Annotated in this window: 12 protein-coding genes; 3 read left to right on the top strand and 9 right to left on the bottom strand. The window is 72.8% G+C overall.

The genetic code is table 11. From position 1 onward, the window contains the following. Positions 1 to 22: 22 nt before the first annotated feature. The 7 genes from MQV74_RS38775 to MQV74_RS38745 all read right to left on the bottom strand — a co-directional run bounded on the left by MQV74_RS38775 (position 23) and on the right by MQV74_RS38745 (position 18,933). Positions 23 to 1,723 (bottom strand): ABC transporter ATP-binding protein, encoded by a 1,701-nt coding sequence (locus MQV74_RS38775; RefSeq protein ID WP_242728192.1) that lies wholly within the window; start codon positions 1,721 to 1,723, stop codon positions 23 to 25. Beyond that, the gene (locus MQV74_RS38770; RefSeq protein ID WP_242728191.1) at positions 1,710 to 12,674 is read right to left on the bottom strand and encodes a non-ribosomal peptide synthetase; all 10,965 of its coding nucleotides are present in this window, start codon (positions 12,672 to 12,674) and stop codon (positions 1,710 to 1,712) included. Before MQV74_RS38770 ends, MQV74_RS38775 begins: the two co-directional genes overlap by 14 nt. A 59-nt stretch (positions 12,675 to 12,733) precedes the next feature. Beyond that, the gene (locus tag MQV74_RS38765) at positions 12,734 to 14,521 is read right to left on the bottom strand and encodes an ABC transporter ATP-binding protein (protein ID WP_242728190.1); all 1,788 of its coding nucleotides are present in this window, start codon (positions 14,519 to 14,521) and stop codon (positions 12,734 to 12,736) included. Between the two features lie 2 nt (positions 14,522 to 14,523). Next, entirely contained in the window at positions 14,524 to 15,576 is a 1,053-nt protein-coding gene (locus tag MQV74_RS38760; protein WP_242728189.1) for an iron-siderophore ABC transporter substrate-binding protein, read from the bottom strand. Positions 15,577 to 15,910: 334 nt separating this feature from the next. Then, on the bottom strand, positions 15,911 to 16,753 hold the full coding sequence (locus MQV74_RS38755) for an ABC transporter ATP-binding protein (RefSeq protein ID WP_374120759.1): 843 nt from the start codon (positions 16,751 to 16,753) through the stop codon (positions 15,911 to 15,913). Positions 16,754 to 16,798: 45 nt separating this feature from the next. Further along, positions 16,799 to 17,860: a FecCD family ABC transporter permease gene (locus tag MQV74_RS38750; RefSeq protein ID WP_242728187.1), complete on the bottom strand. Its 1,062-nt coding sequence runs from the start codon at positions 17,858 to 17,860 to the stop codon at positions 16,799 to 16,801. 14 nt (positions 17,861 to 17,874) lie between these two features. After that, entirely contained in the window at positions 17,875 to 18,933 is a 1,059-nt protein-coding gene (locus MQV74_RS38745; protein ID WP_242728186.1) for a FecCD family ABC transporter permease, read from the bottom strand. A gap of 348 nt (positions 18,934 to 19,281) precedes the next feature. Here MQV74_RS38745 and MQV74_RS38740 point away from each other — a divergent pair, with 348 nt between their 5' ends. Next, positions 19,282 to 20,229: a methionyl-tRNA formyltransferase gene (locus tag MQV74_RS38740; protein WP_242728185.1), complete on the top strand. Its 948-nt coding sequence runs from the start codon at positions 19,282 to 19,284 to the stop codon at positions 20,227 to 20,229. Positions 20,230 to 20,387: 158 nt separating this feature from the next. Here MQV74_RS38740 and MQV74_RS38735 read toward each other — a convergent pair whose 3' ends face one another. After that, positions 20,388 to 21,065 carry a hypothetical protein gene (locus MQV74_RS38735; protein ID WP_242728184.1) on the bottom strand — a complete coding sequence of 226 codons (678 nt, stop codon included), beginning with the start codon at positions 21,063 to 21,065 and terminating at the stop codon, positions 20,388 to 20,390. A gap of 88 nt (positions 21,066 to 21,153) precedes the next feature. Here MQV74_RS38735 and MQV74_RS38730 point away from each other — a divergent pair, with 88 nt between their 5' ends. Both MQV74_RS38730 and MQV74_RS38725 read left to right on the top strand, forming a co-directional pair. After that, positions 21,154 to 22,722: an amidohydrolase gene (locus tag MQV74_RS38730; protein ID WP_242728183.1), complete on the top strand. Its 1,569-nt coding sequence runs from the start codon at positions 21,154 to 21,156 to the stop codon at positions 22,720 to 22,722. A gap of 239 nt (positions 22,723 to 22,961) precedes the next feature. Next, positions 22,962 to 24,074, top strand: coding sequence for a M4 family metallopeptidase (locus tag MQV74_RS38725; RefSeq protein ID WP_278194314.1), 1,113 nt, complete (start codon positions 22,962 to 22,964; stop codon positions 24,072 to 24,074). Here the strand turns inward: MQV74_RS38725 and MQV74_RS38720 are convergent. Beyond that, the gene (locus MQV74_RS38720; RefSeq protein ID WP_242728182.1) at positions 24,067 to 24,816 is read right to left on the bottom strand and encodes a TetR/AcrR family transcriptional regulator; all 750 of its coding nucleotides are present in this window, start codon (positions 24,814 to 24,816) and stop codon (positions 24,067 to 24,069) included. The two genes, MQV74_RS38725 and MQV74_RS38720, sit on opposite strands and share 8 nt — an antisense overlap. Positions 24,817 to 24,832 lie beyond the last annotated feature (16 nt).

Raw genomic sequence — 24,832 nt, 5'->3', positions numbered from 1 at the left:
AGGACGTCACGGCGTCAGGACGTCACCGTGCCACGGCCCGGCAGTACCCCTCGTCCGTGGCGAGCAGGTTCCGGTGGGTGTCCTCGGCCGTGATGACGCCGTCGTCCAGGACGAGCACGCGGTCGGCGGCATCCAGGAGGGCCGGACTGCTGGTGATGACGATGGTGGTGCGGCCCCGGCGCGCCTTCGCCACGTTGCGCGCGATGAGCTGCTCGGTGACCGCGTCCACGGCCGTCGTCGGGTCGTGCAGGACCAGGACCTCGGTGTCGGCGGCCAGGGCCCGCGCCAGGGACAGGCGTTGCCGCTGCCCGCCGGAGAGGTTGGCGCCGCGGTCGCGGACCGTGTAGTCGAGGCCCTCGCGGTGCAGGGCGACGACGTCGGTCAGCATCGACGCCTCCACGGCCTCGTCGACGGACCGGCTGGTGCCCGACGGGTCGATGTTCGTGCGCAGGGTGCCCGCGAAGATCTCCCCGTCGTAGGGGTTCACCAGGATGTGCTCGCGCACGGCCTCCATCGACAGGTCCGCGAGCTCCTGGCCGCTCACCCGCACCACGCCGTCGTACGCGTGCGGCGGGACCTGCACGGCGAGGACCGACGCGAGGTCGGCCGCCGCGCGCGGCTGGTAGGGGGCGATCGCCACGAACTCGCCCGCCGCCACCTGGAACTTCAGCTTGCGCAGCGCGCCGTGGCGGACGCAGTCCACCTCCAGGTCGCCGCCCGGGGCCGGGCGGCCGGGACCCGGTGTCGCCAGCGGCGGGGCGGCGAGCACCAGGGCCATGCGCGCGGCCGAGGCGCGCGCGATCATCACGTACTTGGGCATCTCGGAGAACATCTTGAGCGGCTCGATGATGAACTGCGCGAGGCCCACGGCCATCACGAGCTCCCCGATCGTGATCTGCCCCTCGAACGCCAGCCACCCGGCGGTGATGGACACCGCGGCGGCGAGGATCGCGTTGAGGGCGAGCGCGGTGCCCGCGTACACGCCGTTCACCCGGGCGACGGTGATCGCCTGGTGCTTCGCCTCCGTACTGACCTTCCGGTAGGACCGGAACGCCGCGTGGTTGCCGCCGAAGCCGTGCAGCGGGCGCAGGCCGGTGATCAGGTCGGCGACCTTCGCACCTGCCCGTGCCACGCGGGCCTGCTGCTCCTGGGTGCTGGAGCCGATCCGCTTCGACATCACGCTCAGGACCGACAGGATCGCGACCGTACCCACGACGACCAGGAGGCCGAGCCGGTAGTCCGCGAGGCCGAGGGCGACCGCCGCGACCACCACCGCGACCAGCGAACTGATCAGCAGCGGCACCACTTCGACGATGTCGGCGGTCTGGTCGGCGTCCTCCGTGGCGATGGTGAGGACCTCGCCCGACTTCAGGTCGACGTCCCGGGCCACCGGCTGGAGGCCGCAGGACGCGACCTTCACGCGCCAGCGGTGCGCCTCGGTCGTGTTGGCCTTCTGCAGGACGCGCATGCCGAACCGCCACGACAGCGAGACCGTCGTGATGATCACGGCGAGCGCGCCGATCGACAGGCCGAGGGCACCGAGGCTCCGGTCCCTCATCGTGTGCTCGACGATCAGGCCGAGCGCGATCGGGAAGGCGGTCTCCCCGGCCTGGTACAGGCCCATGAGGACGGTACCGGCGGCCATGGCGCCGACGTTGCGGCGCAGTGCGGTGCGCAGGATGTCTGCCCCGGGGCGGGGCCGCTGCGTATCAGGAGTGGTCATCGAGGTGGCGGGCAATCGCTTCGGGGGTCTTGAGGGTGAACAGGTCGCGGATGGTGATCACAGGTCCGTACTCGCGGCGGAGCAGCCCGATGAGCCGCACCGCCAGCATGGAGTGCCCACCGAGGGACACGAAGTCGCTCACTGCGCTCACCTCGTCATCATCCAGGTCGAGTGCTTCGGCGAAGTACTCGCACACCACGGTCTCGGTCTCGGTCGCCGGGCGCCGCTCCGTCGCCGTGGTCAGCGCGCCGAGCGGCTTGGCCTCCGGCAGTGCCTTGGTGTCCGCCTTCCCGTTGACCGTCAGCGGGATGCTGTCGACCTGGGCATAGTGCGTCGGCCGCAGGAAGTCCGGAAGACCCGTGCCCACTTCGGCGGCCACCGCCGCGAGGTCGGCGCCCTCGAGGACGAGGTACGCGGCGAGCCGGTGGGCGCCGTCGACCTGCGGGTCCGGCTGGGCGACCGCGGCCACGAAGCGCACCGCCGGGTGCGCGGCGAACGCGGCCTCGACCTCGCCGAGTTCGACGCGGTGGCCCCGGATCTTGACCTGCTGGTCGGTGCGGCCCAGGTACATCAGGTTTCCGTCGGGCCGCCGCACCACCAGGTCGCCGGTGCGGTACATGCGCTCGCCGGGCGCGCCGAACGGGCACGCCACGAAGCGGTCCGCGCTCTGGCCCGGCCGGCCGAGGTAGCCGCGGGCGATGCCGATGCCCGCCACGTACAGCTCACCGGGGACGCCGTCCGGCAGCGGCCGCAGCCACGGGTCGAGCACATGGGCGTCGGTGTTGTCGATGGCCACGCCCACCACCGGGTCCTGGCACTCGAAGGTGCCGACGCCGAGGGTGTTGATGGTGTATTCCGTGGGCCCGTAGAGGTTGTAGCCGACCGTGCCCTCGGTCTCGGCGAGCCGCTGCCACAGCTTCGGCGTGACGGCCTCGCCACCGAGCAGCACCAGGGCCGGGCGCCGCTCCGGGTGGTCGAGCAGGCCCTCGGCCACCAGCTGCTGCGCGTAGGTGGGCGTCACGTTGATGACGTCGATCCCGTGCTCGAGGCAGTACTCGACCAGGCGCGGCGCGTCGCGGCGCAGCTCCTCGTCGCAGATGTGCACCTCGTGGCCGTCGGCGAGCCACAGCAGCTCCTCCCACGACATGTCGAACGCGAACGACACGGTGTGGGCGATCCGGAAGACCCGGTGGCCGTGGTCGGCGAGGACCGGCTCGAAGATCCGCCGCTGATGGTTGATCAGCATGTTGGTGAGCCCGGCGTACTCGGTGACCACGCCCTTGGGCTTTCCGGTCGAACCGGAGGTGTAGATCGTGTACGCGGGGTGCCGCAGCCGGTCCGGGTCGTCCGGCGCGAACGTGACGAACGGCTGGGCTGCGGGCAGCGGGCGGTCAAGATCGATCAGGTCGCCGGTGAGGCGGTGCGCCACGGCACTGACGGTGAGGATCACCGCGGGCCGCGCGTCGTCGACGATCGCGGCGATCCGCTCGTCCGGGTGGTCCAGTTCCAGCGGTACGTACGCGGCGCCGACGCGCAGCACGGCGAACAGCGCCACGATCGAGTCGAGGGAGCGCGGGACCGCGAGACCCACGGTCGTCTCGGGGCCGATGTCCCGCGCGGCGAGCACACCCGCCACGGCGCGGCTGCGGTCGCGCAGCTCGGCGAACGTCATGGTCGCGCCGTGGGCGACGAGCGCCACCCGCTGCGGGTCCCGGTCGGCCGCCCGGTCGAAGCGGTCGACGACCGTGTCCGTGCCGATGTCCGTGCGCTCGACGGGCCGGGGGTCCTCGCCCAGGCCCGGCAGGGCGCCGACCGGCCCCGTCGAGCGGGCCAGGTCCTCGAGGACGCGGACGTAGTCGGCGAGGAGGCGACGGGCGTTGTCCGTGTCGCCGTCGCGGTGCTCCAGCTTGACCGTGAGCCGGTCGCCCGGCGTCACGACCCAGGTGAACGGGTAGTGGGTGGAGTCGTCGGCCCGCACGGAGGTGATGCCGTGCCGGGAGTTCATCGCGGCGAACGCGTCCATGTCCAGGAAGTTCTGGAGCACGAACAGGTTGTCGAAGAGGGTGTCGTGTCCGCTGGCGCGCTGGATCTCGCCGAGGCCGACGTGCTCGTGCTCCATCGCCTCGACCCGGGCCCTCTGCACGGCCTCCAGGTAGTCCCGGACGGTGTCGTCGGGGCGGGCCCGCGTCCACTGGGGCACGGTGTTGAGCAGCACGCCGACGATGTCGGACAGCCCCTCGCCGTCACGGCCGGAGACGGTCACGCCGAACACGGCGTCGCTGCGGCCCGTGTGGGCGCCGAGCAGCAGGCCGAACGCGCCGGTGAGGACCGAGTTCAGGGTCACGCCGTGCGTCTTGGCCGCGTCCCGCAGCAGGTCCGACTGCTCGGCGGACAGGGTGTGCACGAGGGCGCGCGGCAGCTCGTCCGACAGGGCCGGGGTCGGCCCGGCGAGCAGTGTCGGGCCTGCCAGGCCCGCCAGGTGCTCCGCCCAGAACCGCTCGGAGGCGGCGGCGTCCTTGGCGTCGAGCGCGCGGGCGTAGTCCTCGAAGCCCGGCGCGGCCGGGGTCGCGTCGAGGGTCCGGCCCGCGCCGATGGCCTCGTAGGCGTCGAACAGGTCGCGCAGCACGATCTCGCGGGACCAGCCGTCCCACAGCAGCAGGTGGTAGCTCAGGAGCAGGCCGTCGCGCCCGTCGGGCCTGCGGACCACGGTGAGGCGGATCAGCGGCGGCTCGGCCGGGTCGAAGCCGGTGTCGCGGTCCCGGGCGCGCAGGTCCTCGACCTCCGCGTCGGTGGCCAGGTCGACCGTGCGGACGTCCACGCGTCGGCCCGCCTTGAGGACCTGGACCGGGTTGCCGTCGTCGTCGGTGGCGAAGCCCGCGCCGACGACCGGGTGCCGCGCGATCACGTGCGCCATGGCGTCGGCCAGGACGTCGGTGTCCAGGCGCCGGTCGAAGGTGAAGTAGCTCTGCGCGACGTAGTGTCCGGCGGCGCCCGCCAGCTGGGCCTGGAAGAACAGGCCGCGCTGGAGCGGGGTGACCGGTGCGGTGCGCTCGGCGGTCGTGGCGGCCTCCGCGACCCGGGCGAGGGCGCTCAGCCAGTGCTCGGTGATCGCGTCGGGGATGCCGTCGGCGAGGGTGAAGGCCGCGTGCAGGCTGCCGGTGGCCGCGTCGGTCCAGGCGTTGACCTCGACGGCGTAGGGGCTGCCCTGGTCGCCGCCGGTGAGGTGCAGGGCCTGGGACTCGCTGCCCCGGCCGAGGTAGTTGAAGAGGACCTGCGGGCGGGCGGTGAGCAGCGGGGCCGTCTGCGGGTTGAGGTACCTGAGCCGGCCGTAGGCGACGTGTCCGTCCTCGTCGGGCTGGCGTTCGGCGACCTCGCGAGCGGCCGCGACGGGGTCGGTGTGGGCGCTCAGCCGCACGGGTGCGATGGCGGTGAACCAGCCGACGGTGCGGGTGTAGTCGTGGTGCTCCTCGACCGGGACCCGGCCGTGCCGCTCCAGCTCGACCGCGAGGTCGGTGGGCGCGGCCTGGATCGCCGTCAGCGCGGTGCGCAGCGTGCCGCACAGCAGCTCGGTGAGGTCGACGCCGAGCGCGGCGGGCGCGGTGCGCGTCACGTGGTCGCTCACCTCGGGCGCGAGCACGACGGTCCGCTCGCGCACCTCCCCCACCGCCGGGACGAGGGCGGGCGCCCGGAGCGTTTCGATCCAGTGCCCGAGGCCGTCGATCGCCTGCGTGGACCGGAGCGCCAGCGCTTCGGCGTACTCGGCGTAGGAGGTGGTCGGCGGCGCCAGGTCCGCCCCGTTCATGGCGGTGGTCAGGTCGTCCAGGAGGACGAGCCAGGACACCGAGTCGACGGCGATGTGGTGCACCGTGACGACCAGGGTCCTGCTGGCCTCCAGCCAGGCGAACGCGATGACGTCCCCGGTCTCGGGGTCGAGGCGTCCGGCGGCGTCGTTCGCCACGGCCGTCGCGTCGGTCGCCGCGGCCGCGGAGGGCCGTACGACGGTGACGTCGCGGGCCGGTTCGGTGTGCAGGGCCCAGGCGCCGTGCTCGGCGCGCAGCCTGAGCCGCAGGGCGGGGTGCGCGGCGACCACGGCGTTCGCGGCGCGCCGGGCGTCGGCGAATCCGGTGCCCTCGGGCGCCACCAGGGTCCTGGCCTGGGCGAATCGGGCGAGGGAGCCGCCCAGTTCGCGCTGGCGCAGGATGATCGGCGTCGGGGTCAGCGGGCCGTCCTCGCGGCGGGCGGGCGTGGCCGCGGCGACCGGGGTCCGCTGCCTGTGCGCGTCCAGGTGCTCGGCGAGCGCGCGCGGCGTCCGGAACAGGAACACGTCGCGGGGCGCGAAGTGCAGGCCGAGCGCCCGGCCCCGGTTGATCAAGGTGATGGCGACGATGCTGTCGCCCCCGGCCTTGAAGAAGTCGGTGTCGGCGTCCACGACGGAGCCGGGCAGCGTCTGGGCGAAGAGGTCGACGAGGGTGGCGAGCACGGAGTCGCCCGCGTCGGCCGGTGCCTCGCCCCGCGCCTCGAGCGGGGCCTCGCCCTCGGCCACCCGCGTGTCGTCCTGGGCGGCGCGGGCGATCAGGGCCTTGCGGTCCAGCTTGCCGTTGACGGTCAGCGGCAGCGCGGCCGCCGTCAGGACCCGGCCCGGCACCATGTGCACGGGCAGCTTCGTGGCGAGGAGCGCGGCGAAGTCGCCGGGCACGCGGCCCACGACGTGGGCGACCAGGTGGTCGCCGGTGTCGGCCACGGTGACGGCCACGTCGACCACGCCGTCGAGCTCCCTGACCGCGGACTCCACCTCGCCGAGTTCGATGCGGAAGCCCTTGAGCTGCACCTGGTCGTCGGCGCGGCCCGCGAACTCCAGCTCGCCGCCGAGGGTGCGGCGGGCGAGGTCGCCCGTGTGGTACATGCGGGAGCCGTCGGCGGCGAAGGGGTCCGCCACGAACCGGCCCGAGGTGAGCCCGGCCCTGCCCAGGTAGCCGAGCGACACCTGGTCACCGGCGACGTAGATGGCGCCCACGCGGCCCGGCGGCACCGGCCGGAGCCGGTCGTCGAGCAGATAGGTCGCAAGGCCGGGGATCGGACCGCCGATGGGGCTGACGTCGTCGCCGGGGCCGAAGTCCGCGTCGGTGAGCACCCGGTGGGTGACGTGCACGGTGGTCTCGGTGATCCCGTACATGTTGACCAGCTCGGGCGCGGCGGTGCCGTGCCGCTCGACCCAGCCGCGCAGGCGTCCGAGGTCGAGGGCCTCGCCGCCGAAGACGATCCGGCGCAGCTCCGTGACCGGCCGCTCGGCGATCCGGTCGGCCTCGATGAACTGGTAGAAGGCCGACGGGGTCTGGTTGAGCACGGTCACCGCGCGCTCGCGGACCAGGCGGTGGAAGTCGACCGGGGAGCGGGTCAGGGCGTACTCGGGCACGAGGAGTTCGCCGCCGTGGACGAGGGCGCCCCACAGCTCCCAGACCGCGAAGTCGAAGGAATAGGAGTGGAACTGCACCCAGACGTCGTCGGGGCCGAAGTCCATGTCGGCGCGGGTGTTGGCGAGCAGCGTCACCACGCTGGAGTGCGGGACGACGACGCCCTTGGGCCGTCCTGTCGAACCGGACGTGTAGATGACGTACGCGGGGTCGTGCCAGCGGGCCTCGGGCGCGGGTCCGGCCGGGGCCTGCGGCAGCTCGTCGCCCTGGACGAGCACGCGGGCCGCCACTCCGGCGCGGGCGAGGAGGTCCGTGAAGCGGTCCCGCTGGCCGGCGTCCACGAGGACGACCTGCGGCGCCGCGTCGGCGAGGACGTACTCCAGGCGGTCGTCCGGGTAGGCCAGGTCCAGCGGTACGTAGGCGCCGCCCGCGCTGACGATCGCGACCAGGGCGACGACCTGCTCGACGGAGCGCGGCACGGCGACGGCGACCCGCTTGCCCGGTCCGACCCCGGCCGCGCGCAGGGCCGTGGCCAGGTCGTCCTTCGCGGCGGCGAGTTCGCCGTAGGTCAGCGACCTGGTGTCGCCGTCGAGGCCGCACTGGGTGACGGCGGTGGCGGCGGGGTCGCGGAGCGCGGCGGCGTCGAACAGGGCGCCCAGGGTGGTCGGAGCGACCGGGTCCTGGCGCCGGTCGCTCTCGGCGGCCAGGTCGTCGACCAGGGCGTCCGGGCGGGTGAGCAGGCCGGTGAGGGTCCGGGCGAAGGTGTGCAGGATGGCCTGCGCGGCCGTCTCGCCCAGGAGTTCGCCGTCGTAGATGAGGTTGAAGCGCGGTCGGCCGTCGAGGGCGCGCTCCACCACCAGCGTCAGCGGGTAGTGCGGGGCGCCTTCGTTCACGATGTCGGCGACGACGAGCGTGTCGTCGGGGCGCCGCAGGGCCTCGACGTCGGTCGCGACGTCGAAGACGACCAGGGTGTCGAACAGGGAGCCGGAGCCCGTCTGGCGGCCGATCCTGGCGAGCGAGACGTGCTGGTGCGGAAGGACCGCGCTCTGGTGCTCGCGCACGGCCGCGAGCAGGTCGCGGGCCGTGGTGTCCCCGGACCAGCGGGCGCGCACGGGAATGGTGTTGATGAACAGGCCCACCATGTCCTCGATGCCGGGCACGTCCGCGTCACGCCCGGAGACCGTGGAGCCGAACACCACGTCCTCGCCGTGCAGGATGCCGCCGAGGGTGATCGCCCAGGCGCTGTGCACGGCCACGCTCAGCGGCACGCCGGCCGAGCGGACGGCCGCGTCGATGTCCTCCTGCGGCTCCACGACGGTGTCGGCGAACCGCTCGGAGGGGGTGTGTCCCTCGGCGACCAGGGAGGCGGCGGGCAGGTCGGCGAGTTCCTCGCGCCAGACCCGGTCGCTCTCGTCGTCGTCGCGTGCGCCGAGCCAGCGCACGTAGTCGGCGAAGCCGCCGAGCGGGTACACGGTGCCGGGCGCGTGGTACTCGGCGAGGAGCGCGCGCAGCATCGGGGGCACCGACCAGCCGTCGGCGATGATGTGGTGCACGGTCTGCACGAGGACGGTGCGGCCGGAGCCCGCGCGGACCAGCGTGTAGCGCATCAGGGGGCCGGTGGCCAGGTCGAAGCCCGCGCGGCGGTCCTGCTCCGCGTACTCCCGGAGCTCGGCGTCGGTGATGCCGGGGCGGTCCAGGGTGGTGAAGGGCGCCTGGACGCCGCCGTCCAGGACGGAGACGACGCGGCCGTCGGCGAGGGCGACGAAGCGCGCGGCGAGGTTCGGGTACAGGGTGAGCAGCCGGGTGGCCGCGGCCGCGAGCCGGTCGGCGTCCACCTCGCCGTCCAGGGTGAGGAGCTGCTGCTCGACGTAGGCGCCCGCGGACTCGTCGTCGAAGACGGAGTGGAAGTAGAGGCCTTCCTGGAGCGGGGTCAGCGGCAGGACGTCCCGCAGCGCCGGTCCTTCCAGGGCGTCGACGTCGGCCTGCGTGAGGGGCACGAGGGGGAAGTCGCTGGGCGTGTGGCCGCCCTCGTCGAGCGCGGCGAGCCCGGCCAGGGCCTCCTGGAAGTAGCCGCCGATGGTGGTGATGTCCTGGTCGGTGAATATCCCGTCGGGCCAGGAGATGGTGGTGACCAGCTCGTACTCGCCGCTCGCGGCGGGTTCGGCGATCGCGTTGAACTCCAGGGCGCGCGGCAGGCGCATCGCGGGGTCGCGCTTCTCGCCCAGCTGCCCGGTGGTGTGCGCGAGCTGCCAGTCCCCGGCGGCGCCCGCGTCGAAGCGGCCCAGGTAGTTGAAGAGGACCTGCGGTGCGGGCGCGTCGAAGGCGGTGTCGGCGAGGTAGCGCAGGGCGCCGTAGGAGACGCCGTTGCTCGGGACCCGGGCGAGGTCCTCCTTGACCGCCTTGAGCGCGGCGGCGAGGTAGCCGGGCGCGGTCGGGTCGGTCGTGGCGCCGGGGTCCACGGTCACCGGGAACAGAGTGGTGAACCAGCCCACGGTGTGCGACAGGTCCGGTTCGAAGCCGACGGCGTCGGCGACGAACTGGCCCTCGCGGCCGTGGCCCTCCAGCTCGATGTGGGCGAACGTCTGGTCCTGCCCGAGGTCGCGGCGCCACCGGGCGAGGGTGACGGCGAGCGCGGTGAGCAGGACGTCGTTGACGCCCGCGTGGAACTTCGCGGGTATCTCGCCGAGCAGCGCGGCCGTGGCCTCGGCGCCGACGGAGACGGTGCGTATGCGCTCCCGTGCGACGGTGTCGGCGGCGGCCAGGGCGCGCCTGCCCACCAACTCGTCGGTGTGCGGCAGGGGCCGCTGGAAGTAGGCGCGGTCCGCGTCGAACCCGGTCCGGCCGAGGAGCTGTGTCCAGCGCCGGAACGAGGTGCCCGTCGGGGGCAGTTCGATCGGCGCGCCCGCGGCGCTCTGCCGCCAGGCGGTGGCCAGGTCCTCCATGAGGACCCGCCAGGACACGCCGTCCATCACGACGTGGTGGGCGACCAGGACCAGCTGGCGGGCCGCGCGGCGCCAGACGGCGCGCAGCATCACGCCGTTCGCCGGGTCCAGGGCCTCGGTGGCGAGTGCGACGCACTCGTCCAGGGGCCGGTCGCTCTCCTGCCAGCCGACGGCGGACCGGTCGGCCTCGGGGATGTCGAAGCTCCAGCGCTCCGCGCGCACCAGCTTGGCGCGCAGCATGTCGTGGTGCCCGGCCACGGCGGCGAGGAGCGCGTCGAGGGTGTCGGCGGTCAGGTCCGCCGGGGTGTTGAGGACGACCGACTGCACGAAGCCGTCGATGGCGTCGGTGGTCTCGCCGAGCCACTGCACGATGGGCGAGCCCACGACGGTGCCGGTGGCGGTGTCGCCGTGGTCCACGGTGGCGACGTCCTCGCGGCTCGCCACCGCGGCGAGGGCACCGAGGACGCTGTTGCTGAAGATCTGCCGTGCCGTGACGAACAGGCCCGCGTCGCGCAGCGCGCTCAGCAGCGAGATCGCCAGGATGCTGTCGCCGCCGAGCTGGAAGAAGTCCTGGTCGGCGCCGACCTCGTCGAGCTGGAGCAGGGCCGCGACCGCCGTGCACACCACGCGTTCGTTGTCGGTGGCGGGCGCGACGAGGGAGCCGGCGGCGAGCACGGGCTCCGGCAGGGCCTTGCGGTCGAGCTTGCCGTTCGCGGTGAGGGGGAACTCCGTCATCACGACGGCGTGGGCGGGCACCATGTACTCGACCATGTGCTCGGCGGCCCACGCCTTGACGTCGTCGGCCGTCAGGTCCTCGCTCCCGGCGGCCGGGATCACGTAGCCCACGAGGTAGGTGCCGCCCGCCGCGTTCTTCTTCGCGACGACGCAGGTGTGCCGCACGCGGGGGTGCTCGGCGAGGCCCGCCTCGACATCCTCGATCTCCAGGCGCATGCCGCGGATCTTGATCTGGTTGTCGGCCCGGCCGAGGAAGTCCAGGGAGCCGTCGGGGGCGAACCGGGCGAGGTCACCGGTCCGGTAGAGACGGGAGCCGTCGGCGGCGAAGGGGTTCGCCACGAACCGGGACGCCGTCAGGCCCGGCGCGTTGACGTAGCCGCGGCCGAGGAGGAATCCGCCCACGTAGAGCTCGCCGCCGACGCCGACCGGCACCGGGCGCAGCTCGTCGTCGAGGACGTACAGCTGGGTGTTGGGGTTGGCCTTGCCGATCGACGTGGAGAGGCGCTCGGCAGCACCCCGGTAGATGACGTGGGAGACGCCGATCGTCGTCTCGGCCGGGCCGTAGCCGTGGTACATGGGGATGTCGAGCCGGGTGCGGAACCGCTCGTACAGCTCCGGGGTGAGGACCTCGCCGCCGCACCACACGTGGCGCAGGCTGTCCAGGCGCCCGGACTCGCCCGCCATTTCGAGCAGCACGTCCAGCATGGACGACACCAGGTACGTGAAGGTGACGCGCTGTTCGGCGATCACGCTCAGCAGGTGGTGCGGGTCGCGTTCGCCGCCGGGCCGCAGGACCACGAGGCGGCCGCCGCACACCAGCGGCAGGAAGATCTCGTTGATGGAGATGTCGAAGGACAGCGGCGCCTTGAAGAGGGAGGCGTCGTCGTGGCCGAAGCCGAGGATCTCACCGACCTGCCACAGCAGGCGCTCGCTGATCGCCTCGTGGCGGATCATCGCGCCCTTGGGCCGTCCCGTCGAACCGGACGTGAAGATGACGTACGCCAGGGCGTCGCCGAGGACGGTGACGCCGGTGCCCCCGGCGGGGTAGGAGCCGTACTTCCAGTCGCCGAGGTCGACGGCGACGGCTTCCGGTTCGCTCGGGTCGTGGGCGCCGGAGTCGCTCAGCTGGAGCACGACCCGGGCGTCGGCGATGACGACGGACCGGCGCGCGGCGGGCCACTGCGGGTCGAGCGGCACGAACGCGCAGCCGGCCTGGAGCACGCCGAGCAGCCCGATGACCATCTCGGCGGAGCGGCCGAGGGAGATGCCGACGACCTGTTCGTGGTCGAGGCCGCGCTCGATGAGGTGGTGGGCGAGCTGGCTGGACAGCGCGGCCGCCTCGCCGTAGGTCAGCGAGCGGTGCTCGTCGACGATGGCGACGGCGTCCGGCCGGGTCCGCGCCTGTTCGAGGAACATCTCCACGATGGTCGGGCGGACCCGGTCGGCGTGGGTGTCGTTCCACTCGGCCAGGGCGGCGAGGCGGGCCGTGGCGCCGGACGGGCTGATGGTGCCCAGCGGCCGGTCCGGGAAGTCGGCCAGGTCGTCGAGCGCGAGCTGCGCCTCGGCGAGCGCGACGCCCTCGGGGACGGCGATGCCGCGGCCGTCCGCGTCGGCCTCCCAGCCGGTGGGCGCGACCCCGCCGTTGTCGACCCAGGCGAGGACGTCGGCGAAGAGCGTGCCCTCGGTCAGGTCGATGCCGTCGGGGCCCTGTCCCGTCGCCCAGTACGAGAGACCGATGGCGCACGCTGCGGCGATGGTCCGGTCGGAGTGGTCACCCGTTCGACGGCGTACGTCGGCCAGGGCCGCGGGGGAAAGCCGTACGCGACGAGCGCCCGGTTCCATCGTCGAAGACTCAGCGTTCATCGAAGACTCAGCGTTTCCTTCCAAGGAACGAACGTTGGCCTGACCGAGGGTCAGATGTGCTAACTACCTTCTCGCCACGCCTGCCACAGCCGTGCGTAGCGGCCGCCCAGGGCCACCAGCTCGCCGTGGGTGCCCAGTTCCACGACGCGGCCCGCGTCCAGGACGGCGATGCGGTCCGCCGCCATGGCCTGGGTGAGCCGGTGGGCCACGAACAGCGTGGTGCGGCCCGCGCACGCGGCGCGCACCGCCCGCTCCAGCTCGGCGGCGCCCTCGCTGCCCGCCTCGGCGGTGGACTCGTCGAGCACGACCACCGGGGAGCGGCTCAGCACCAGGCGGGCCAGGGCGATGTGGGTGACCTTGGTGACGTCCAGGCGCTCGCCGCCCTCGCCGACCAGGGTGTCGAGCCCTTCGGGCAGCGCCTCGACCCAGCCGTCGGCGCCGACCGTGCGCAGCGCGTCGGTCAGTTCGGCGTCGGTGGCCTTCGGCGCGGCCAGGCGCAGGTCGTCGGCGAGCGAGCCGGAGAACACATGGGTCTCCTGCGTCAGGATGCTCACGAAAGCGCGCGCCCCGGCCTCGTCCAGACCGGCGAGGTCCGTCGTGCCGATGCGCACCGATCCGGCCTGCGGGGTCCCGATGCCCGCGATGAGCGCGGCCAGGGTCGACTTGCCCGCTCCGGTAGCGCCGACGAGGGCGAGCGAGCCACCGGCCGGGATCGTCAGGTCGACGTCCTTCAGGACCGGCTGCTCGGTGTCGGGGTAGCGATACGTCAGCCCCTTCACCGTCACCGAGTAGGGCGTGGCGTCCGCCGGGGCGGCGTCCGCGTCGCCGACGAGGCGCTCCTCCGCGGGCTCGCCGAGGACTCCGACGAGCCGGGTCAGGCTGGCGCCCGACTTCTGGGCCTCGTCGAAGGTGAACATGATGGCGCCCAGCGGGGTGAAGAGGCGGTGGAACATCAGCGGGGCCGCCGACACCTCACCCAGGGTCGCGGCGTCGGCCTCCAGGAGCGCGTACCCCACGACGAGGATGAGGACGAGGCCGATGAACTCGGCGCGGTTCTCCCTGCCGACGAAGCGGCCGAAGAACCGGAACACCTCGATGCCGTAGTTGCGCACGCGCCACGACTCGCTGGTGACCTGCTCGCGGACGGAGTCCTCCAGGCGGTACGCCCGGACCGTGTCGATGCCGTCCAAGCCGCTGATCAGCGCCTGTGCGCGGTCGGCCTGGGCCACCCGCTGCTTCTTGTAGAGCGGGGCGGACCGGGGCAGGTACCAGCGCAGGGCCAGGGCGTAGGCGGGCAGCGCGCCCGCGCCCGCCAGGCCGAGCCGCCAGTCGAGGCCGAACATGCCGACCGTGGCGATGAAGACGAGGACGCCCGCGGAGAACACCGTGGGGATGGCCATCCGGATGCCCTTGGACAGGACGGCCACGTCGTCACCGACCCGGGACAGGACGTCGCCGCGGCCGACCTGTTCGATCCGCGCGCTCGGCATTCCGAGCACCGAGCGGACGGCGCCTTCGCGCAGCCGCGCGAGCAGGTCGGCGCCGAGCCGTCCGATCAGATACGTCGACGCCGCGGTGGCCACCGCGCCGAGCAGCGCGGCGGCCCCCATCAGGACGCCGACCGTGAGCAGGACCGAGCGCGACTCGCCCTCGACGACTCCGTCGACGACGCGGCCGAGCAGCAGCACCGGGAGCACCTGGAGTGCCGCGCCGACCACCGTGGTGAGCACGGTGGCCGTCGTCAGCCAGGGGACCTCGCGGCAGTGCGTGGTGACCCATCGGGTGGCCTCACGGCCGCCGGCCGTGCGCAGGGTCGCCGGGGCGACCTTCGTAGCGGTAGTGCTCACACCTAGCCGACCGACTTGACGAGTTCGTCGATCGCGTAGGGCATGGAGAGCAGGGTGCCCTGGGAGATGGCCGCGCCGACCGCGGGACCCTCGCTGTCCAGCAGGTAGGAGACGTTGCCCTTCTTCACGGCGTCCAGGTTGCTGAAGAGCTCGGACTTCTTGAGCGCCTTCTGGTCCGCCTTGTCGTTGATGACGAAGATGCGGTCGGTGTTGACCAGGTCCATGCGCTCGGGCGACAGGACGGTGAAGAACTTGCCGCCCGCGACCTTGTCGATCTTGGTCTGGTACTGGAAGCCGATGCCCGTCACCAGGCGGCCGCGCACGTCGGTGGAGGTGAACGGCGCGACGGAGTCCTTGTACCAGGACAGCGCGACGGCGTTCTTCTTGGCGAACTCGGGGTGCGCCTTCTTGGCGGCGTCGAGCTTGCCCTGGATGTCCTTGACGAGCTTCTCGCCCTTCTCGGCCTGGCCCAGCGCCTTGGCGATGTGCAGGGCGTTGTCCTGCCACGGAGCGCTGAACGGCTCCTTCTCGCCCTTGGTGCGGCCCACGGTCGGGGCGATCTTGGAGAGCTTGTCGTAGGCGGCCTTGTCGATCTCGGAGTACACCGCGATGATCAGGTCCGGCCGCAGGGCGGCGATCTTCTCGTAGTTGGGGCCGGAGTCGCCGTTCTTCATGATGACGTCGGGCTTGGCGTCGCCCCACTTGTCCTTCACCCAGGGCCACTGGGTGTTGATGTCGGGGGACTTGCCCGCCGGGTTCGGGTACTGGTCGGTCATGCCGACCGGCTTGGTGCCGAACGCGAGGACGGTCTGGTCGTCCGTGTAGCCGACGGTGACGACCCGCTTGGGGGCCTTCGTCACCTTCGTGGATCCGAACGCGTGCTCCACGGTCACGGGGAACTTGCCCCCGGCGGCGGCCGGAGCGGCGTCGTCGCCGCCCTTGTCCGACTTCTCCGAGCCGCATCCCGCGAGGAGTCCGACGCCGAGGGCCGCGGCGGACACCACGGCCGCCATCCGCCGCCAGGGCCTCATGGTCGTCGTTCGATGGAGATGCATCCGAGATCCCTTGCTTTCACGCTGTCCGGTGCGCCCCTGTCTCAGGGCAGCCAAACCTTACCTTGCCGTTGTGAGGTAAGCCTAGCCTAACTTTCAACTTGTCTGTGCGCGGGGCCAGTCGGGTCACCCGGGCGCGGACACGGCAGAGCCGCAGGTGGGGGCCGGTCGGGCCGCGGCGAGGCGCTCCGGGGGGCGCGGGAGCGCGCAGGCGCGCCACGCAGGAGGGGGCTCAACCACACCGCGCGCGAGGGGCGGTCGCGCGCCGGGGCAAGCCCGCGCGGAGCGGCCCCGGTGTTCGCGTGGGGAAGGACCGACGGGCCCGCAGGGGCGGGGCTCAGCCCAGCTGCACGTGCGTACGGCCGATGGGCACGATCAGCGGCCGGTCGCCCACCGGGTCGTCGATCACCATGGCGCGCAGCCCGAACGCCTCGTCGAGCAGCTCGGAGGTGATGACGTCGCGCGGGTGCCCCTGCGCCAGGATCGTCCCCTCCTTCATCACGATGAGGTTGTCGCTGTAGCGCGTGGCCAGGTTGAGGTCGTGCAGAACCATGACCACGGCGCACCCCGACTCGTGCAGGTCGTCCACGAGGTCGAGCACGTCGACCGCGTGGGCCAGGTCCAGATAGGTGGTCGGCTCGTCGAGGAGGAGCAGATCGGTGCCCTGGGCCAGGGTCATGGAGATCCAGACGCGCTGGCGCTGCCCGCCGGACAGCGAGTCGACCGGCCGGTCGGCCAGGTCGGACACGCCGGTCATGGCCAGGGCGCGCGCCACGACGTCGGCGTCGTCCGACGACCACTGCCGCAGCCAACTCTGGTGCGGATGGCGGCCCCTGGCGACCAGGTCGGACACCGTCAGGCCCTCGGGCGCGACGGGCGCCTGCGGCAGCAGGCCCATCTTCTTCGCCACGTCCTTGGTCTTGAGCCGGACGATGTCCTCGCCGTCGAGGACGACGGACCCCTTGGTCGGCTTGAGCAGCCGCGAGAGGGTCCGCAACAGCGTCGACTTGCCGCAGCCGTTGGGGCCGATGATCGTGGTGATCACCCCTGGCGGTATCGCCACGTCGAGATCGTCGATGACGGTCTTCGCGCCGTAGCCGACGCTGACGCCCCTGGCCGTGAGCCGTGCGGCGTCGTCGACGACGTCGGACTCGATCTCGGTGATGTACTGAGTGACCACAAGCCCCCCTCTGCGCATTTAGGTATGCCTCACCTTTGTATCAGGCTATTTGAGGTTCGCCCGCACCAGGAGGTAGATGAGGAAGGGTCCGCCCACCGCGGCGGTGACCACGCCGACCGGGAGCGTGCCCGGCAGGGCCGTGCGCGCGAGGAGGTCCGCGCCGATCAGGAGCAGCGCCCCCACCATGCCGGAGGCCACCATCGGCGGCGTGGGGCAGCGCGCGAGGCGCATCGCCACCTGGGGCGCGACCAGGGCGACGAAGGGGACGGGGCCCGCCGCGCTCACCGCCACGGCGGCCAGCAGGACCGCGCAGAGCAGCAGGATCGCCCGTACCGCCTGGAAGCGGACGCCGAGGCCCGCGGCGACCTCGTCGCCGAAGTGCATGGGCTTGAACTGGAAGGCGACGCACGCGACGACGGCCAGCAGCGCGAGCGAGCACCAGAGCGCCACCCAGACCTCGTCCGAGGACCGGTTGTCCAGGGAGCCGACGAGCCAGGACTGCGCCCGGGCCACGTCCTTGATGTCGGCCGTGGTCAGGAGCCAGGTCGTGAGCGCCTCCATCACGGCGCTCACCGAGATGCCGATGAGGATGAGCCGGAAGCCGTCGATCCCCCGCCGCCACGCCAGGAGGTACACGAGCAGGCCGGTGAGGAGACCGCCGCCGAGCGCGGCCGCGGAGAGTCCCACAGAGCCGACGACCGCCGACGACGCCCCGCCCGACACCGTGAGCAGGAACACCGAGACCGCGCTCGCGCCCTGGGTGACGCCGAGGACGTCCGGACTGGCCAGCGGATTGCGGGCGATGGACTGGGTGATCGCGCCGGAGACCCCGAGCGCGATGCCCACGACGAGCCCGGCGAGGGCGCGCGGCAGCCGCAGGTCCATGATCACGAACTCGTCGACCTGCTCGCCCCGGCCGAAGAGGGTGGCGATCACCCGGGACAGCTCCAGGGGGAAGTCCCCGATGCTGATGGACAGGCAGAACACCACGAAGGTCGCCGCCGTGAGCACGAGCGTGACGAACGCGACCCACGGCCGCCACACGAACGACACCTGGCCGATCCGGATGCCCGGCGCCACCGACGACTTCACTTCTGTCCCGTTCACGACGTCCGCCCCGTTCACGCGCTCTTGAACTTTCCACGCCACACCAGCACCGCGAAGAACGGGGCACCGAGCAGGGAGACGACGACCCCCGCGTCCAGCTCGCCCGGCCGCACCACCAGACGCCCCACGATGTCGCAGACCAGCAGGACGACCGCGCCGAGCAGACCCGCGTACGGCACCAGCCAGCGGTAGTCGGGGCCGGTCACATAACGGGCGATGTGGGCCACCATGAGCCCGAGGAAGGCGATGGGCCCGCACGCCGCGGTCGCCGCGCCCGCGAGCAGGGTGATGGCGCCGATGCCGAGGGTCCGGCTCAGCGCGATGTTCACGCCGAGGCCGCGCGCCACGTCCTCGCCCAGGTTGAGCAGGTTGAGCGAGGGCAGGGTGATCGCCGCGAGGACGAGTCCGACGGCGACGAACCCGGCGATCGGCCAGATGACGCCGAACTTCACACCGGCCACGGAGCCCGAGTTCCAGAACCGCAGCGCGTTCAGCGACTTCTGGTCCGACAGCGCGATCGCGGTGGTCATCGCCGTGAGGAACACCGTGATGCCCTGCCCGGCGAGGGCGAGGGTGAGCGGATTGCCCGCCCCTCTGCCGATGCTCGCGAGCGAGAACACGACGACACCGGCGACGGCCGCGCCCAGGAAGGCGAACCACACGTACTGGAACGGGTTGGTGAACCCGAACACGGCGATCGCCGACACCACGGCGAAGGAGGCGCCGGCGTTCACGCCCAGCAGGCCCGTGTCGGCGATCGGGTTGCGCGTGTACCCCTGGATCAACGCCCCGCCGACGCCGAGGGCGATGCCCGCGACGATCGCGAGGACCGTCCGGGGCACCCGCACGGTCTGCACGATGAGCCTGATCTCATTGAGCCGCTGGTCGGCCTCCGGCGAGGCGAAGAGGCCGTGCCACACCTCGGCGGGGCTCAACGCGCGCGCACCGACGGCCAGGGACGCGATCGCCGCGACGACGAGGACCGCCACCAGCACGCCCAGACCGACGACCCGCCGTCGGCGGACCCCTGACGAACCGGTGGGCGCAAGGCGCTCAACTGCAGTTATGCCCATGCGACGTACGTTATCCCTTTGCTCGGGCGGGGACGTACGGCCAGGGGGGCACCTCGCGTCCGGCAAGGAACGCACCCACGGATCCGCCCCCGCCCTGGTCCCCTGGCAGAGCGCTGCGGAGCGCCCGCCACCCTAGCTGGCGGCGGCTCGGGGCCGGTCGGCACCCGGGCAGCCCCCTCTCATTCCACTTAGGCTAGCCTAAGCTAAACTCGTACCGGGGTCGAGAGGCCCGTCGCGGTGCGCGCACACCGGCGGCCATCAACTTCGGCACCCCGTGCGACCATTGCACACCAAGGTAAGCCTTGCTTTACTTACCGCCGGTCAATCCCTGCTCTGAGGAGGAACCCCATGCGGGTCGTCATGTTCGGTTACCAGACCTGGGGGCACCGCACCCTGCAAGCCCTCCTGGACTCCGAGCACGACGTGGTCCTCGTCGTGACGCACCCCAAGAGCGAGCACGCGTACGAGAAGATCTGGAGCGACTCCGTCGCCGACCTCGCCGAGGCGCACGACGTGCCGGTGCTCATCCGCAACCGTCCCGACGACGACGAGCTGTTCGAGCGCCTCAAGGAGGCCGACCCGGACATCATCGTCGCCAACAACTGGCGGACCTGGATCCCCCCGCGCATCTTCGGCCTGCCGCGCCACGGCACGCTGAACGTCCACGACTCGCTGCTGCCGAAGTACGCGGGCTTCTCGCCGCTGATCTGGGCCCTGATCAACGGTGAGACCGAGGTCGGCGTCACCGCGCACATGATGAACGACGAGCTCGACGCCGGTGACATCGTCCGGCAGGAGGCCGTGGCGGTCGGCCCGAAGGACACGGCGACCGACCTCTTCCACAAGACGGTCGACCTCATCGCCCCGGTCACCACCGGCGCGCTCGACCTGATCGCCTCCGGCGAGACGGAGTTCACCAAGCAGGACCGCTCGCAGGCGACCTTCTTCCACAAGCGCGCCACCGAGGACATCCGCATCGACTGGACCTGGCCGGCCGAGGACCTGGAGCGGCTCGTGCGCGCCCAGTCGGAGCCGTACCCCAGCGCCTTCACCTTCCACAAGGGCAAGCGCCTGGAGGTCGTGGCCGCGGTCGTCTCCGAGGGGCGCTACGGCGGCACGCCCGGCCGCATCTTCTACCGCGAGGGCGAGGGCGTGGTGATCGTCGCCGGGGCCGACGCCCGCACCGGCCGCAACCACGGCCTGGCCATCACGCGCGTGCGGACCGAGGACGGCCGCGAGCTGTCCGCGGCCGAGTACTTCACCTCCATGGGCGGCTACCTGACCCAGCGCCCCTGACGGCCGATCCCGCCTTCCCGGTCCCTGGGACCGACCGTCGGCGCCCGCCGCACGGACTCCGGTCCGCGCGGCGGGCGCCGACATATATCCCCAAGTGCTCCCATACATGATTGAGCTCGTCCATATAGGGCTAGAAATGGACGAGTCACCCTGAGGAGCTACGCCTCGGAGGCGGCGGCCGCACTGCCACTGTCGGCGCCGTCACCGTCCGTCCGGTCGGCGCTGACCTCGACGCCCATATCGCCGTCATCCACGCGAACCAGTCGATATCCCCGCTCGAAGCGCGGGCGGCCGCGCCGGTCCGCCTTCTTGGCGCGCGCCCGGCGCGCGGCGGCGAGCAGGGCGGCGACCTCCGGGCTCTTGCGGCGCAGCCGGAGGAAGGACTGCTCGGACCAGCCGCCGAGGACGGCCGCCGACGACTGGACCGAGCCCTCCCTGACGGCCTTGAGGACCACGCGCAGCGCGGCGGGACCGAGCCCGGGGGCGTCGACCGCCGCCGGAGCGGCGCGTTCACGCTCCTGCTCCGCGAGCTGCGCCGCGGCCGTCATGGCGGCCGCGAACGCCGGGTCCTGCTCCTGCCAGTTGCGGAGCATCCGAAGGGAGACGCCCGCCGCCACGGCGCACCCGGCCGGGCCGAGGCCGAGCGCGGCGGCGCGCAGCGCGTCGGCCCGGCGCACGGCGGTCTCCTCGCGCAGGCTCGGGTCGCCCCGCAGGGCCGTGTGTAAGGACCGTTCGACGTCTTCTTGCGCGTCGAGGCCCGCGACCACACCATCGGCCCAGGCGTCGAGTCGATGCGCACAGGCCGCGCGCCGACGTTCCACCCGTCTCTCGTCCACCCCACCCACCACCATTAGAAGTTAGGCTAGCCTCACCTAACAATAGCTCGCGCGGGACGAAGATTCACTCCTCTGAAGGGATCTGTTCGTGCTTTGCTCCAGGATCACCAACGCCACCATCCTCACGATGGATCCGGCCCGTCCCACCGCCCGGGAACTCGGCATCTGGCGGGGCCGGATCGTGGGGCTCGACTCCGACGTGGCGGGGCTCCCGGCGCGGCGCGTCCTCGACCTGGGCGGCGCGACGGTCCTTCCCGGGTTCATCGACAGCCACGTCCACCTCATCTGGGCCGGCCTCAAGGCACGGGCACCGAGCGTCGCGCCCAGCAGGCGGGTCGACGACATCCTCACGGCCGTGGCCGAAGCGGTGGCGGCCGCGCCCGCGGACGGCTGGGTGAGCTTCGGGGGCTACGACCAGCGCACGCTCGACCGGCCGCTGACCGCCGCCGAGCTCGACGTGGTGAGCGCGGGCCGCACGGTGTACCTGGGCCACATCTCCGGGCACGCGTGCCTGGTGAACTCCGCCGTCCTGAGGCAGCTGCCGCCGCACGTCGCGAGCCCGGACGGCTTCCTCGCGGAGGACGCCATGGGCGCCGCCCTCGCCCTGCGCCCGCCGCACACGCTGGCCGAACTCGCCGACGCCGTCGCGGAGTCCGGCCGCGTGTGCCGGTCCCAGGGCATCACGGCCTGCGCCGAGGCGGGCATCGGCAGCGAGCTGTTCGCGCACAGCCCCATCGAGGGCGCGGCCTTCCAGCTCGCCCACGAGACGGGACGGCTGCCGCTGCGGGTCCAGCTCATGGTGGCGGCGGACGCCCTGCGCCCGGTCGAGGCCGCGTGCGAGGACACCACGACGCGGTCGTTCGGCCTCGGACTGCGCACGGGCTTCGGCGACGGGCGCCTCTCGCTCGGCGCCCTGAAGGTCTTCACCGACGGCGGCATGATGGCGCGCACGGCCGCGCTCACCGAGCCGTATGTGGGCGGCGCGTCCAGCGGGCAGCTCCAGGCCGATCCCGAGGTGCTCACGGAGACCATCGTCGAGGGCCACCGGGCGGGCTGGCAGCTCGCGGTGCACGCCATCGGCGACCGCGCCGTCGACCTCGCTCTGGACGCCCTGGCGGCGGCCCGGCGCGCGAAGCCGCGCACCGACGCCCGTCACCGCGTCGAGCACGCGGGCCTCGTCCGGCCGGACCAGCTCGGCCGCTTCGCCGAGCTCGGGGCGATCGCCGTCGTGCAGCCCAGTTTCCTGCGGTACTTCGGCGACGACTACGCCACGATCATGGGGCCCGAGCGAGCGCCGTGGCTGTACCGGGGCCGGGGTTTCCTCGACCACGGGGTGCGTCTCGCGGGCAGCTCCGACCGGCCCGTCGCCGACGGCGCGCCGCTGCGGGCCGTCCAGTTCATGGTCGAGCGGGCCTCCGCCTCCGGCCGCCTCATCGGCCCCAAGGAGGCCATGGGCGTCGACGAGGCGCTGCGCGCGTACACCGTCGACGCCGCGTACGCCTGCCGCTGGGAGGACAGCGCGGGCAGCCTCTCCCCCGGCAAGCGCGCCGACCTCGTGGTCCTCGGCGACGACCCGCGGCGGGTGGACCCGGGGCGCATCGGGGACATCGAGGTGGTGGGGACGTTCGTCGAGGGCGAGGAGCTCGACGCCGCCTGACCGGAGGAGACGGCGGCCGGGTCCCCAGGGCGGCACGGCCCTCACGGCGGCCCAACACCCAGGGCGGCCCGGCACCCGACGGCGGCTGGCGGGGCACCGCGCGGCGGCAGCGCGCCGCGGCGGGTTCCAGCACACCGCGATGGCTTGTCGCGGTCCTGACAATCCATCGCCGTCCTGGCAGGCTCGTTCCGGCCCACTCCCCCACCCGCCCCGCGCACCAGCCGCCGGAAGGAGCCGACATGGCCCCGCCCCGTACTCCCCGCCGTCGCACCCGCCGCACCGGAGCCCGGCTCCTGCTCACCACCGCCGTCGTCGTGGCCTCGGCCCTCCAGGGCGGTCTCGCCGGCGCGAGCCCGGCCGGGCCGCGCGCGGTGGCCGGGGTGGGCTGCGGCACGAACGTGGGCCGCGTCCCGCTCGACACCACGTACAACCCGGCCACCGGGCGCTACGAGCTCAACGACCCCAAGCGCGGCAACCACAAGACGTACGACATGCAGAACGGCACCGGCGGGTCCGGCACCGTGGTGACCGACGACGACAACACCTGGTGCGAGGGCGGCCGTCAGTCCGACGCGGTGGCGGCGCACTACATCCACGCGGTGTTCTGGGACTACCTGCTGGAGGTCCACGGCCGCAAGGGCGTGCGCGGCGACGGCAAGGGCGGGTGCAGCCGCGTCCACTACGGCCGCAACTACGTCAACGCGTTCTACGAGTCCGCCTCCAACTGCGTGACCTACGGCGACGGCACGTCGAACCCCGCCAGGCCCCTGATCCGCATCGAGGTCGGCGCGCACGAGATGGCCCACGGCGTCACGGCGGCCACCGCGGGCCTCGGCTTCTCCGGGGAGCCGGGCGGCCTCAACGAGGCGACGAGCGACATGGTCGCGGCCGCCGTGGAGTTCCGCGCGGCCAACCCGGCCGACCCCGGCGACTACCTCTTCGGCGAGCGCATCGACGCGGGCGGCCAGACCGCCCTGCGCTACATGGACCGCCCGTCCCGGGACGGCCAGTCCAAGGACTACTGGTACGCGGGCATCGGCCAGCTCCCGCCCGCCTACTCCGCCGGGCCCGCCAACCACTTCTTCTATCTGCTCGCCGAGGGCAGCGGCCCCAAGGTCGTGGGCGGCGTCAGCTACGACAGCCCGACGTACGACGGCAAGCCCGTCACCGGCGTCGGCCGGGCCGCGGCGGAGCGCATCTGGTTCCGCGCGCTCACCCTGTACATGACGTCCACCAGCGCCTACCGCTCCGCGCGCACCGCGACGCTCGCGGCGGCCGCGGCCCTGTACGGCACGGACAGCGCCGAACACCGCGCGGTGGGCGCCGCCTGGGCGGCCGTCAACGTCACGTGACGTCCGCACCCGCGGGCGGGATCCGGCGGTGCAGATCCTCGACCATGGTCCGCACCGCCAGGCGGAAGACCTCGGCCTGGTGGTCACCGATGAAGGAGGTGTGCCCGAACACCTCCAGGACGACCAGGCCGTGCAGATGCCCCCACGCGCTCATGAGCAGGGCGATCGCGGGCGGCGGCAGCGAGCCCATGCCGTCCGCGGGCAGCCGCTCGAAGTGTTCCCGGAGCGCGGGCGAGAGCTCCGGCACGTCGGCCGCGGCGAGTTGCTCCGGGGTGAACCCGCCGAACAGCTCGCTCTCGAACATCGCGCCCATGCGGCGCACGGCCTGGGTGGTGGGGCCCTCGGGCGGCGCCGCGTAGTACCGCAGGGGCGTGCCGTACAGGAGTTGGAACCGCTCGGGGTGGTCGATGGCCCACTGGCGGTAGGCCTCGGTCACGGCCACGACGCCCTGTGTGCCCGGCTCGTCGGCCGCCGCGTCGAGGCCCGCCCGCATGGCGGCGGCCAGGTCGTCGTACGTCTTCGCGATGAGTGCGGTGACCAGGTCGTCGCGGCTCGGGAAGTAGTGGTAGAGCGCCTGCACCGTCATGCCGAGGCTCCGGGCGACGGCACGCAGGGACAGGGCCGCGGGGCCGTGTTCGGCGATCTGTGACTCGGCGGCTTCCAGGATCTCCCGGGTGGCCGCGGCGCGGCGCCGCTCGCGCAAGGAGGGCCGGGCCGTGGCGCGTTCGTCCGTTGCGGTCATACGGCGACCGTACGCC

It is taken from the genome of Streptomyces sp. AN091965, assembly GCF_022698285.1.
Lineage (GTDB): Bacteria > Actinomycetota > Actinomycetes > Streptomycetales > Streptomycetaceae > Streptomyces.
This window is presented reverse-complemented; position numbering and strand designations above follow the sequence as displayed.